At 43.5% G+C, this 12,278-nt stretch carries 11 protein-coding genes and 2 tRNA genes; 4 read left to right on the top strand and 9 right to left on the bottom strand.

Annotated features, from left to right (window positions below; translation table 11 throughout):
• Positions 1 to 43 precede the first annotated feature (43 nt).
• Positions 44 to 1,279: a multifunctional CCA addition/repair protein gene (locus tag ACP7AK_RS04740; protein ID WP_425878833.1), complete on the top strand. Its 1,236-nt coding sequence runs from the start codon at positions 44 to 46 to the stop codon at positions 1,277 to 1,279.
• Positions 1,280 to 1,362: 83 nt separating this feature from the next.
• Here the strand turns inward: ACP7AK_RS04740 and epmA are convergent, their stop codons facing one another.
• From epmA to greB, 5 genes are all read right to left on the bottom strand, one after another.
• A complete protein-coding gene (gene epmA, locus ACP7AK_RS04735) occupies positions 1,363 to 2,337 on the bottom strand; it encodes an EF-P lysine aminoacylase EpmA (RefSeq protein ID WP_164542754.1) in 975 nt (324 codons plus the stop codon).
• On the bottom strand, positions 2,334 to 3,401 hold the full coding sequence (locus ACP7AK_RS04730) for a 4-phosphoerythronate dehydrogenase (protein ID WP_425878831.1): 1,068 nt from the start codon (positions 3,399 to 3,401) through the stop codon (positions 2,334 to 2,336). The genes epmA and ACP7AK_RS04730 overlap by 4 nt, the downstream gene beginning before the upstream one ends.
• A 180-nt stretch (positions 3,402 to 3,581) precedes the next feature.
• A tRNA-Ser gene (locus tag ACP7AK_RS04725) sits at positions 3,582 to 3,671 on the bottom strand.
• 273 nt (positions 3,672 to 3,944) lie between these two features.
• Positions 3,945 to 4,034: transfer RNA gene (locus tag ACP7AK_RS04720), tRNA-Ser, on the bottom strand.
• An 88-nt stretch (positions 4,035 to 4,122) separates the two neighbouring features.
• Positions 4,123 to 4,617, bottom strand: coding sequence for a transcription elongation factor GreB (greB, locus tag ACP7AK_RS04715; protein WP_004645740.1), 495 nt, complete (start codon positions 4,615 to 4,617; stop codon positions 4,123 to 4,125).
• 362 nt (positions 4,618 to 4,979) lie between these two features.
• Here greB and ACP7AK_RS04710 point away from each other — a divergent pair, with 362 nt between their 5' ends.
• A complete protein-coding gene (locus ACP7AK_RS04710) occupies positions 4,980 to 6,095 on the top strand; it encodes a transglycosylase SLT domain-containing protein (RefSeq protein ID WP_005252511.1) in 1,116 nt (371 codons plus the stop codon).
• Positions 6,096 to 6,189: 94 nt separating this feature from the next.
• Here ACP7AK_RS04710 and ACP7AK_RS04705 read toward each other — a convergent pair whose 3' ends face one another.
• Positions 6,190 to 6,576: an SCP2 sterol-binding domain-containing protein gene (locus tag ACP7AK_RS04705; protein WP_004280536.1), complete on the bottom strand. Its 387-nt coding sequence runs from the start codon at positions 6,574 to 6,576 to the stop codon at positions 6,190 to 6,192.
• 206 nt (positions 6,577 to 6,782) lie between these two features.
• Entirely contained in the window at positions 6,783 to 7,709 is a 927-nt protein-coding gene (gene ttcA, locus ACP7AK_RS04700; protein WP_004280538.1) for a tRNA 2-thiocytidine(32) synthetase TtcA, read from the bottom strand.
• A 499-nt stretch (positions 7,710 to 8,208) separates the two neighbouring features.
• On the opposite strand from ttcA, the gene ACP7AK_RS04695 reads away from it, so the two are divergent.
• A complete protein-coding gene (locus ACP7AK_RS04695; protein ID WP_425878828.1) occupies positions 8,209 to 9,081 on the top strand; it encodes a lytic transglycosylase domain-containing protein in 873 nt (290 codons plus the stop codon).
• A 176-nt stretch (positions 9,082 to 9,257) separates the two neighbouring features.
• Positions 9,258 to 10,163 carry a protease HtpX gene (gene htpX / locus ACP7AK_RS04690; protein WP_004280540.1) on the top strand — a complete coding sequence of 302 codons (906 nt, stop codon included), beginning with the start codon at positions 9,258 to 9,260 and terminating at the stop codon, positions 10,161 to 10,163.
• 80 nt (positions 10,164 to 10,243) lie between these two features.
• On the opposite strand, the gene ACP7AK_RS04685 is transcribed toward htpX, so the two are convergent.
• Positions 10,244 to 10,825: a DUF4112 domain-containing protein gene (locus ACP7AK_RS04685; protein ID WP_312325610.1), complete on the bottom strand. Its 582-nt coding sequence runs from the start codon at positions 10,823 to 10,825 to the stop codon at positions 10,244 to 10,246.
• Positions 10,826 to 10,899: 74 nt separating this feature from the next.
• Positions 10,900 to 12,240 carry a magnesium transporter gene (gene mgtE / locus ACP7AK_RS04680; protein WP_425878825.1) on the bottom strand — a complete coding sequence of 447 codons (1,341 nt, stop codon included), beginning with the start codon at positions 12,238 to 12,240 and terminating at the stop codon, positions 10,900 to 10,902.
• Positions 12,241 to 12,278: the final 38 nt, after the last annotated feature.

Here is a 12,278-nt window from a genome sequence, read left to right as displayed (position 1 = left end):
CTCTATTCTGTAGCATGATGCTTGTAAGAATAGAGGTTTTTTCATGCAAGTTTATTTAGTAGGCGGCGCAGTTCGAGATCATTTGCTCGGACACCCCTATCACGAAAAAGATTATGTGGTCGTTGGTGCAACTCCCGCGCAAATGCTTGACTTAGGCTATCAGCCCGTAGGCAAAGATTTCCCTGTTTTTCTACATCCCCAAACAAAAGAAGAATATGCACTGGCGCGTACCGAACGTAAATCTGGCGCCGGTTATCATGGTTTTGAGTTTCATACCGATGTCAGCGTTACACTGGAGCAAGATCTGATTCGTCGCGATCTGACCATTAATGCCATGGCCATGGACGATGCCGGCCACGTTTATGATCCTTATGGTGGTCAACAGGATCTGGAAAACCGGATTCTACGTCATGTTTCCAATGCCTTTGTCGAAGATCCATTACGGGTACTGCGGATTGCCCGTTTTGCTGCCCGTTATACCAGTGCAGGCTTTGTGATTGCCGATGAAACCTTGGCATTAATGCAACGCTTGACTGAAACCGGTGAATTAAATGCATTGACACCGGAACGCGTCTGGAAAGAGACTTCCCGTGCTTTATCCGAACGTCATGCTGATGTGTATTTTGAAGTATTACGTCAATGTGGTGCTTTAAAGGTGCTATTCCCTGAGATTGATGCCTTATATGGCATTCCACAGCGCCCTGAATATCATCCGGAAATTGACTGCGGCATTCACACCATGATGTCCTTGCAGCAGGCGTGTCGTCAAAATTATAGTCTGGATGTACGTTTTGCCGTTTTAGTGCATGACTTAGGAAAAGCTTTGACGCCGCTTGAAGAATTACCGCGACATATCATGCATGAAGAGCGAGGCATCAAGCCAGTGAATGACCTGTGTGACCGTTTAAAAGTGCCGACGTATACCAAGCAGCTGGCTTTGGCTGTGTGCAAAGAGCATCTGAAATGCCATCAGGCCTTCAATCTTAAGCCGGGAACCTTATGGCGATTATTGCAACGTCTGGATGTGTTACGTCGCCCTGAACGTGTCGAAGCTTTTGTTCAGGCGTGTGAATGTGATTCACGTGGCCGTCTAGGTCTGGAAGATCGTGCTTATCCACAAGCCCAATACGTCCTTGATGCAATGCAGACCGTACGTGCCATCAAGGCACAAGACCTGCCTGCCGATATTCAGGGACCGGATATTGGCGAAATGCTGATTGAACGACGGATTCAGGCACTTGGTGAGCTTAAAGCACAACAAACCGCAACAATTGAATAATAAAAAAAGCACCTTCGGGTGCTTTTTTTATAGCTTAATTTCTCTTTATCAAAAAAGGAATTAAAACTATCTAATTCGCTGGATCAGGAAATATCTGCCGGAAAAGTAATCACCTTTTCCAGTTTCATTTGATTAGTTGCAATCATCAATAAACGGTCAATTCCCAAGGCAATCCCTGAACATTCCGGCATCTTCGGTAAAGCCGCCAGTAAATATTCATCGATGGGCATGACATGCAAGCTAAGTTTGGCTCGTTCAGCATTATCTGCCTCAAAGCGCGAACGTAATACGTCAGCATCAATCAGTTCATCATAAGCATTGGCCAATTCTAAACCTTCGATATACAGCTCAAAACGTGCGGCGACCAGTTCACCCTCTTCATCGATTCGGGTTTTGGCCAAAGAAGCCATTTCAGGGGGGAAATCGGTCAGGAATACTGCGGTATCAAACCCCAGACTCGGTTCAACCATATGTGAAAATAACAAGTCGATATAGCCAAGACGGTCATTTCCCAGATCCAGATTAAGACCAACGCGGCGGCAGCAATCTTTCAATTCCTGTAAAGTTGCCTGAAGCGGATTGAGATCCAGACGATCCATGAACGCGTGCTTATAACTCAAAATGGTCGGACGTATTTCGCCAAAACGTGCTTTCAAGGTCACATTCAACAGATCAGATACTTCAAACATCAAATCTTTTAAACTAAATCCCGGACGATACCATTCCAGCATGGTGAATTCGCTATTGTGCTTACGCCCATGTTCATCATTGCGGAAGACCTTACAGATTTGGTAAATGGGTCCACTACCACTGGCCAATAAGCGCTTCATAGCAAATTCGGGTGAGGTCTGCAAATAATGCGTATTCAGTTTACCCAGCACATGGCGCTGTGCCTGTACCGAGGCTAAATGCACATCGGTCACACCGGCTTGAGACAAAATCGGTGTTTCCACCTCTAATACATCCCGCTCAGCGAAAAATTGACGGATTTGACGATATAAGGTCGCCCGTGCACGCATGGCTTGAAGGTCACAAGTGGGTTGATACGTCATCGTCATGCCTTCGGCCCACCATGTGCTGCCCACTCACGACGCAGCGGGTAGGTTTTACGTAAATGATCAAATGCCTGCTGATCGATTCTGCCTTCTTTGAGACAGGCACGTAGATTGGCATCATCACGAGCAATGTCATAAATTTGGGATAAATGCTGTTGCAATGCCATTTTTAAATCCTGCCCCTGAAAAAACTGCTCACAGATAGGCAGCTGGGATTCAAACTGTTTATTGGCTGCAAAACCGAAAGTTTGACAAAAAGCTTCGTAAATCATCTGGGTACCACGTGCCTTGCCTTCCAGGCTATAGCCGGCAATATGCGGAGTCACCAAAGTCACCAGATCCAGAAGTTCTGCTGAAATCAGCGGTTCGTGTTCAAAAACATCCAAAATTACGGGGCGTTGTGTCGCTTTAATATCTTGAATTAAGGCAGTTTCTTCAATCACTGGCCCACGCGCTGAGTTAATCAGGATCGCGTCAGGCTGCATTTTTGCCAACGCAGTAGCATTAAATAAATGATAGGTTGGATATATGCCTGTTTTGGTTAAAGGGACATGAATTGAAACGGCGTCCGCCTGCTGCAGCAGTTCATGAAATTCGACTTGATCAACCTGCTCTCTTTGCACAAAAGGATCGCAACCGATCACGCGCCAGCCCAAGAGCTTCGCCATATAAGCCAGTCGGGTTCCGACATTACCCAAACCGACAATACCCAGGGTAAATGTCGTATTGGCATCGAGTAATTCAGGACGTACCTGCAATAATGCGGTAATGACATATTCAGCCACTGCTTGCGCATTACAGCCGGCTGCATTACTCCACTGAATCCCATGTTGTTCTAATGCAGCAATATCCAAATGATCTGTACCAATGGTGGCACTGCCCACAAATTTGATCGAACTATTCTGTAGCAGTACTTCATTGACCTGAGTCACTGAACGTACCAGCAAGCTATCGGCATCTTTGACATCATCTGCGCTTAAGGTTCGCCCTGCACAATGTTGAATGTCACCAAATTCGGAAAAGAAATAATCGGTAAATGCCAGATTTTCATCTGCGACAATTTTCATAATGAGATCCATATGATGCTTGGGCGTATGATAGCGCGTTGACGCCTCTGACTCTATATTTGGCCGATACGTCCATTTTTCAAGATTTTATGAATTAAGTTCAGGACTGAAGAATTTAATATTCAAGATCTGCAGCCTAAAAAGAAAAACCCCAATCTTTCGACTGGGGTTTTAAAAATTTGGCGGAAGCGGTGAGATTCGAACTCACGGAGGACTCACACCCTCGTCGGTTTTCAAGACCGGTGCATTAAACCGCTCTGCCACGCTTCCTTGGCCGCCATCATATAAATAAATTAGATTTTTGGCAATAAAATTTAGCGAAACTTCTATAAAAAGCGGCTTATTCAGCTAAAAATCATCCGAAATCAAAGCCAACCTGGGCATTTTCATTCAAAGATTTGAATCTTGAAATGATCTTGAGTTGTATTCAACTCAGTAGAGAATAATGAGAGAAATAATCACATTCAGCATCAAGCGGATCAACAACTGAAAAAATATTCAGAAATAAAAAAACCCAGTCAAATTGACTGGGTTTTTAAAATTTGGCGGAAGCGGTGAGATTCGAACTCACGGAGGACTCACACCCTCGTCGGTTTTCAAGACCGGTGCATTAAACCGCTCTGCCACGCTTCCATGGCCGACATGATATAAACAAAAATCATGCTTGGCAAATATTTTTATGCTTTCACTGCATCAACTGCACAAAATAAAATCAATTCCATTAATCTGCTGAATTTTCTGGCTTTTCATAACGAATTGAGTTGATGAACCAAAGTTTCTTGCCGGAGGGGGTCAATACCTCGGCCTCATCATCGACCTGCTTGCCTAATAACGCGCGTGCCATCGGTGAACTGATCGAAATATGCTGCGGATGATGATCATAAATTTCATCTACACCGACAATACGTAAAGTTTTTTGTTCACCTTCTTCATTTTCAATGTCCACCCAGGCACCAAAATAGACCTTGCCCTCTTGCTCCGGGGAAAAATCTATAATTTTCAGCTCTTCGAGGCGCTTGCCGAGATACCTGACCCGTCGATCAATTTTACGCAAAATTTGCTTGTTATATTGGTAGTCTGCATTTTCAGAACGGTCGCCGAGACTAGCGGCCCAGTTTACTTTTTTGGTAATTTCAGGGCGCTCTTCATGCCAGAGATTCTTAAGTTCTGCCACCAATTTATCGTGTCCAGCACGGGTGATTAAGTTGGATTTCATACGTCTTGCTGATCATATTTTCAGTGTTTTAACTTACAAACAGCTTATTTTATTTACCATTTTAACACAATGGCAAAATTCCAAAAAAATTAACCCTATATTTCAATATCTTAAAATTATTTTTAAAAATAATTTGTGTACAAAATTTGACAATCGTTTTTCAGATCATTAATATGCCAGCAACTCCAGGAAATGCTTACTTTTTAATCTATGTAGTTTTTCTACATAATTATCTTTAAATCTCTTGTCATTTTGAATGACGTCATGACTGCCCAACCCTTATTGAATTTATCAAACTGTTAAAATTTCTGGCTTTATTGGCTGTGATTTTTAGGGCATAAATTACTTGTAGCGGAGACAACATGCACAGTAGTTCATCCACTGGGTCGAGGCTTTGCCTAAGATCTGTAATTTCTTCTCTCCCTTTGAAAGTACTTGTACTGAGCACTGCATTTATTCCCCTACACAGTATCAATGCAAGTAAGACCACACTTCAGTTTGATCATGTGGTCAATAGCAATAAGTTGACCGTGGTTGCGGTTGAAAATCCGACTACCGTATTCCAGGATGGACAACATCTACATGGCTTCGGTTATGATCTGGTTCGTAACTATGCCAACAATCTGAATGTAAAGCTCGATTTTAAAATCGTTCCTGATAATAATACGGCACTACAATGGGTTGCTCAGGGTAAAGCCAATCTGGCTATGACAACTACCGATATACGCACCATTGAAAACAAGCGTTTGACGTCATTCTCAGCCACTTGTGGCGATGAATCGATTCTGTCGAGTAATGGCTTGAATACCAATTTAAACCTAGTATTTAAATCTGCTACAGATCCTTTGAGCCAGACGGCCAGTGCTTTTGTCTGCAAAGGTAAACAAAGTGGTGCCATCAAGCAGCTTGCTTCATTTTATAATCAGAATGTGGTGAAAGAGGAATCCTGGACCACCATTCAACGTGATTTGAACAATCGCCTGCCGATCTATGAAGCGAGTTTTAAACAGACAGCGCAGCAGTATGATCTGGATTGGCATTTACTGGCGGCCATTGGTTATCAGGAATCTTATCTGAAACCGAATTCAGTTTCTCCGACGGGTGTGCGTGGTTTGATGATGCTGACCAACAGTACAGCAAAAGCCATGGGCGTGAGTAACCGTACCGATCCTGCTCAAAGTATTCAGGGTGGTGCCAAGTATTATGATCAAATGCTTAGTCGCTATGAGCATATTCCTTTTCCAGATCGGAACTGGTTTGCACTGGTAGCGTATAATATGGGTCCAGGTGCAGTGAATCAGTTGCAAAAGCGCATTCAGTCGCAAGGCAAGAACCCGAATAACTGGGTGAACTTATATGCCTATCTGGATCAGAATAAGGCCAATAATGGTCGTTACCGTCAAGCGGTGCAATATGTAACCCGTATTCGTGCTTATCTGGAGCATATCAAGACTACACCGCAATTGGTGAATATCTAAGCTGAAATCTTAGCGTTAATCAAAATGCCATAAAAAAAAGCTTACCTCAGGGTAAGCTTTTTTGGTCTTTATTCGGGCGAATGTCTTAGCAGAATTAAGCCGTGGTATTTTCAAGTACTTTCTTGAACAAATCTTTTTGTTCCTGACTTGGTTTTGCAGTTTGAAGTGCCATCAATTGTGACATATCACCCTGTACTTTGATTTTACCGGTCATGAAGGCCTGCATCGCAGCAGCCATATCAAACTCTAGAAAAACTTTACGTAGAGTTTCGCCATCCATATTCAGCGTAGTTTTGGCATTTGAAGACAAACCTTTTTTGATTGCCCCACCATCTAAAGATAGTTCAGTATTACCTGTAGTGTCCGCTACAACCAAATTAATCGCAAGGTTCGCCAAAGCTGGTGGCAAATTCAAATCGCCAGCTTGCGCAGTTAGAGTTTCTACAGTTGAAAACCAATCATCAGTTAAAAAAGCAGGCATGATCTTTCCTCAAATTATTTGTTCATTTGTGTCGACTATCCAGACGACATCATGTTGAAGCTATTATGCTTGTGCTTTGTTATATCATGATCATTAGCGCAAAGGCTAACGAATTTTGTACGCGCCGTTCAATTTTTGTAGTTCTATTTTTATTTATGTTTATAAGCAGACATCAACCCGCAGGCTGATGTCTACACGTTCTAAAATTAGTCTGCAGCAAAGCCCAGATTGACCATATTGATCCGACGGTTCTCGCCTTCCACAGCTTCTTCAGTTGAATCACCGCCTTTGAAGTCGAATTCACGCTGGCTGTCCAGCACTTCAAAATCAAATAATTCACGATCGACCAGCTGCGATGGCGAAACATTTTGCAATGCGCCAAAAATGCTGTGCAGACGTTTTGGATGTGCTTTATCCCAATCACGTAACATGTCATTGATAATTGCGCGCTGCAGGTTGTCCTGAGAGCCACATAAATTACATGGAATAATTGGAAATTGACGCATTTCTGCATATTTGATGATGTCTTTTTCTTCCACATAGGCCAGTGGGCGAATCAGAATGTTCTTTTTGTCTGAAGACAACAGTTTTGGTGGCATAGCTTTCAAGCTGCCGCCATGGAACAGGTTCAGGAAGAAAGTCGCCAAGATATCATCACGATGATGGCCTAAAGCAACTTTGGTCGCGCCAATTTCCTGCGCAAAACCGTATAAAGAACCACGACGCAAACGCGAACAGACTGCACAATAGGTTTTGCCTTCTGGCGTCAGTTTTTTGGTAATGCTGTAGGTGTCTTTTTCCAGAATGTAATACGGAATATTATTTTCTTCTAAATAACGCGGTAGAACATCTTCAGGGAAGCCTGGCTGTTTCTGATCCAGATTCACAGCCACTACATCGAAATTGATCGGTGCGATGCGCTTGAACTGTAGCAGGATATCCAACAGGGTATAACTGTCTTTACCACCAGAAATACACACCATGACCTTATCGCCTTCTTCAATCATCTTGAAGTCACGAATGGCATGTCCGACCTGGCGGCGAAGCTTCTTCAACAAACGGTAGTAGGCTGAGCTTGTTGGCAGTTCAGGTTTGAAATTAAATCCTTGTTCGGACTCAACTGGCGAGTACATAGACGAGATTAACCCATAAAAAAAATACCGCGCAATTTTAGCCGATTCAGACCGCTATCGCATCAAAAGAATTTATTTTCATGAAAATGTCTTATTAGTTTCATTTTCATGTTTTATTTAGATTGATATATTGAACGATTGCGTTCATTTTTTAGTCAAGATGCTTATCTTTTGGACTTTTCCACAGTTGTCCACAAAAGCTGTGGATAACTTTGTGGATTGAAACAGACTTGACAACTTGTCCGGCTCAAAAGATAAGGCTTTTCTTTGAATTGATCATTTTTTGATCAATTTAATTATTTATAAAAATCAATTAGTTAAACCTGTCAAGCCTAAGGTTTTAAATTAAATCATATTTTTTTTTCTACTGCTAAAATGTAAAAAATGACTTGCATTTACAAACTCGTTTATAAATGCAGCGCACAAGTCTTTTCATTCCGTAATTTTTTGTTAAACTCTTTATTGAATTTTTCTCGCTTGTGTTTACTTAATATAAACAATGAAAATAAATGTGTATGTTTTGGGGCGTTATGGGATCAGTGGTTTGCTATTAGCAAGCTGTTGTCATTTTGCTTATGCCGGTCAAACGATCTATCAATTACGTGACAGTAATGGCAGTACTTTATTGACCAATAAGAAAAGTCGCTATAACCATCTACAGGTAGAAAAGAAAACCTATTATCCAGACAGCAATATTCACAGTTATAGCAACTGGGGTTCAAGTGAAGCTTCGGTATTGCCAAGTTATAGTAAAAATAAAAATGCCTATGACTCGATCATCCGTCAGGCAGCACAAACCTATGGTGTATCTGAAGGCTTGATTAAAGCCGTGATGCATACCGAATCCGGTTTTAATGTGCAGGCACGTTCTCCAGTCGGTGCACAGGGCTTAATGCAACTCATGCCGGCGACTGCCCGTCGTTTTAATGTCAGCAACGCTTATGACCCGCAGCAGAATATTATGGCAGGTGCCAAATATCTGGCCTGGTTATTGAAACGTTTTAATGGCAACACCACCTTGGCACTGGCAGGCTATAATGCCGGTGAAGGTAATGTTGCCAAATATAAGGGTGTGCCACCGTTTCGTGAAACTCAGGACTATGTCCGTCGTGTCAGCAGCCGTTATCAGAACTTATATGCTCAGGGAATTGGCAATACTAGTGCTACCTATACAGCATCTTCTGGTACTGGCCGTGTGATTGCCAGTTCTGACAATTATTCGATTGAAACCACCACAGCTTCCAATATTCAGGCTGCCAAGTATCAGCGTCAGATCATTGCTCAAGCGGATGGCAGTTTCACCGATGCACCGGCAGGCTCATATGCCACCGCGAATGCGTCAGCATCTGCAAAAATATATTTAAGTGAATAACTCCTAAACAGCTTTGTTTTTAAAGACCTATGTTTCAATTTGCACAAAAAATATCCTGTGTTTTTTGTAGCCAAATGCTATTTTTTCCTTGAATTCTTCTCGATTTCACCGCATATTGATTTCAATGATTTACATTTAATAATCAGATTATTTTTCTGTAATAAGAGGATTTCTCAATGATGCGGATTGGTTTGTTCTTGCTAACCAACCTCGCGGTACTGGTTGTAGCTGGCATTATCTTGTCACTCTTCGGTGTCGGTAGTTACCATGGCGCAGGTGGCTTGAATCTAGGCAACCTGTTGGTCATCTGTTTTGTGTTCGGTATGGTCGGCTCAATGATTTCCCTGTTCATGTCTAAATGGATGGCGAAAAAGACCACGGGTACTGAACTGATTGACCCGAATGCACCTCGTAACCAAGCTGAAGCCTGGTTGCTCCAAGAAGTTGCACAACTTTCTCAGCGTGCAGGCATTAAAATGCCGGAAGTGGGTATTTTCCCCTCTTACCAGTCGAATGCCTTTGCCACCGGCTGGAACAAAAATGATGCTCTCGTTGCGGTATCAACTGGCTTGCTTGAGCGTATGAACAAAGACGAACTTCGTGCAGTATTAGCGCATGAGATTGGTCATGTCGCCAATGGTGACATGGTCACTCTGGCACTAATCCAAGGTGTTGTGAACGCCTTCGTGATGTTCTTCGCACGTGTCGCAGGTGATTTTATTGACCGCAATGTCTTTGGTCGTGAAGAAGGTGAAGCCCCGGGTATTGCCTATTTCGTGATTACTATTGTGCTGGATATCGTGTTCGGTATCTTGGCATCGTCGATTGTGATGTGGTTCTCTCGTCACCGTGAATACCGTGCTGATGAAGCAGGCGCACGTTTGGCAGGTAAACAAGCCATGATTTCAGCATTACTGCGCTTACAGGCAGAATCTGAAATGCCGGATGCCATGCCGAAAGAAATGAAAGCATTTGCGATTTCTGCGGGTAAAGAAGAAGGCTTTAGCCTTGCTGCCTTGTTCCAGACGCATCCAAGCATCGAACAGCGTGTCGCTGCATTGCAACAACTTGATTGTGCTTAAGTAAAACTTGAGTTTTGATTCAAGAAAAGCCTGCAATTGCAGGCTTTTTTATTGGATTTAATTATTCTTTAGCTGACCTATCATTGGCTGAACCATTGATACAGCGCCATAGCACCCCACCCGATCGCGAAGACAAATACAATCAGGAATAAAGTGCCTAAAATATCCGGAATATGAATCCAGATCCAGGCCACCACAGGATTGCGCCAGAATCCAGATTGCTGTTGTTTGCGTTCCAGACTTTCATGCAAAAATGGATGCACCACATGTCGATCGCTATTAATCTGATATTCCTCGCGAATATGCAGGTGCACGACATCGAGCGCTTTGCGACTGGGCCGAATAAAAATATCAAAGACCGTGCCTGCCACCGGAATAAATCCTACTACCGCATCGATCGCCGCCATTTTCATCACCGGATTGAGTTTGGCACTCGGAACCCCGATCTGTTTGGCCTTATGAATGGCATAACAGGTCAATACAAAACCGGCAATATCTCCAGCAACCGGAATCGTACTCAAAGCTGCGTCTGCCCCCACCCCTTGCTTGGTAAACGGAATACGCACCACGGAGTCCATCATATTGGCAAACTTGGCCAGATCACGTTCCAGACGTATCACCTCTTGTTGGCTTAATTTTGGTTTTTGTCCAGACTCAGGCATAAGTTATTCCAGAAATAATGCTGATTTTCTTGAGCATAAAGTATTTTTTCTACGCTGATGTATCAATCTGTGAATTAAAACAGTAATTTGGAAGCAACGAATAAATACAGAATTACACCGGTAGCATCGCAGATGGAAGTCACCAACGGCGCCGAAGCACTGGCAGGATCAACTTTGAGTTTATTTAAAATAAAAGGCAGACTCATGCCGATCAGGCAGCCCATCAACACAATCCCAAGCATGCTGATGGCCAGCACCACAGCGACCATGATATCTCCCCGGATATAACCGAGAATGGATACAGCAATCGCCATGGTGCCGCCTAAGCATAGCGCCACCAGAGATTCACGACTGAGCAGGTTAAACCAGTCCTTGAACTCGACATCGCCTGTGGCCAAGGCACGCACCATCAAGGTGGCTGATTGCGAACCGGCATTCCCACCACTGCCCACCAAAAGCGGCAAGAAAAATACCAGCACGATATGTGCGGCAATGATCTCTTCAAAGTGTGCAATGCCGATTCCAGAGAGCAGACTGCCAAAAATCAGAATGACCAGCCAAAAGACCCGCTTCTGATACAGGGTCAAAATCGGGGCAGTTTTAAGGCTCAACTCAGTCAACGGCGTCACTGCACCCGACTTTAAAATATCTTCCGTGGTTTCGGCTTCGACAATGTCCATAGCATCGTCATAGGTGACAATTCCTAAGAGTTTTTGCTGGGCATCAACCACTGGCAAGGCAATAAAATCATAATAGGCCAAGGCTCTAGCCACAATTTCCTGATCATCTGTTACCTGGGCAGAAATGACGTCACGTTGCATCACTTCGGCAATGCTCAGCTCAGCTAAGGCCTGAATGATCTGCCTTAGGGAAATCACACCGATCAGCCGTTTTTCTGCATCGACAATATATATCAGATACAGGGTTTCCTGCCCCGCGGCCACTACACGTAAAGCCTGTATCGCTTCATCCATGGTTAAATCGGGTGATAGCGTCACAAAACGTGAGCTCATCATGGCACCCGCTGTACCTTCCGGATAGATGGCCAGATCTTTGAGTGTCTGCTGGGATTCTTCAGATAATGCGCCCATCAATTGCAGCTGTAGCGGCGGCGAAAACTGCTTATAAATATCGACAAAATCATCAGAGGGCATTGCGTCCAGAATGGGAACAAGTTCTGAAATAGATAAGTGCTGTGCCACGTTTAACTGCTGCCCTAGGGGCATAAAAGCATAGACCAAGCTCGGTTCACTCAGTTCCCTTAAAATTCGGGCCTGTTGCAGAGCATCTAAATGACTTAAAATGCGCGCCTGATCGGCGACATTCAGCTGACTAAGTAAGCCTACAGCGATGTCGTGATTTTCAGAATGTAATTGTTGTTGGATATTCTGGATTTTTTCTGAAATTGTCGGCATAAGCAGCTCATTATAAAAGTCTGGCATTCAAGAGATGT

This window comes from Acinetobacter sp. TWP2-2-3 (genome assembly GCF_049896445.1).
Classification (GTDB): Bacteria; Pseudomonadota; Gammaproteobacteria; order Pseudomonadales; family Moraxellaceae; genus Acinetobacter.
Note: the sequence above shows the minus strand (reverse complement) of the source record. Positions and strands in the feature narration are given on the sequence as shown.

Coding starts and splice junctions, on each gene's coding strand:
- mgtE (WP_425878825.1), bottom strand. CDS start 12,240: ATGCCGACAATTTCAGAAAAAATCCAGAATATCCAACAACAATTACAT.
- htpX (WP_004280540.1), top strand. CDS start 9,258: ATGATGCGGATTGGTTTGTTCTTGCTAACCAACCTCGCGGTACTGGTT.
- ACP7AK_RS04710 (WP_005252511.1), top strand. CDS start 4,980: ATGCACAGTAGTTCATCCACTGGGTCGAGGCTTTGCCTAAGATCTGTA.
- greB (WP_004645740.1), bottom strand. CDS start 4,617: ATGAAATCCAACTTAATCACCCGTGCTGGACACGATAAATTGGTGGCA.
- ACP7AK_RS04685 (WP_312325610.1), bottom strand. CDS start 10,825: ATGCCTGAGTCTGGACAAAAACCAAAATTAAGCCAACAAGAGGTGATA.
- ACP7AK_RS04730 (WP_425878831.1), bottom strand. CDS start 3,401: ATGAAAATTGTCGCAGATGAAAATCTGGCATTTACCGATTATTTCTTT.
- ttcA (WP_004280538.1), bottom strand. CDS start 7,709: ATGTACTCGCCAGTTGAGTCCGAACAAGGATTTAATTTCAAACCTGAA.
- ACP7AK_RS04705 (WP_004280536.1), bottom strand. CDS start 6,576: ATGCCTGCTTTTTTAACTGATGATTGGTTTTCAACTGTAGAAACTCTA.
- epmA (WP_164542754.1), bottom strand. CDS start 2,337: ATGACGATGACGTATCAACCCACTTGTGACCTTCAAGCCATGCGTGCA.
- ACP7AK_RS04695 (WP_425878828.1), top strand. CDS start 8,209: ATGAAAATAAATGTGTATGTTTTGGGGCGTTATGGGATCAGTGGTTTG.
- ACP7AK_RS04740 (WP_425878833.1), top strand. CDS start 44: ATGCAAGTTTATTTAGTAGGCGGCGCAGTTCGAGATCATTTGCTCGGA.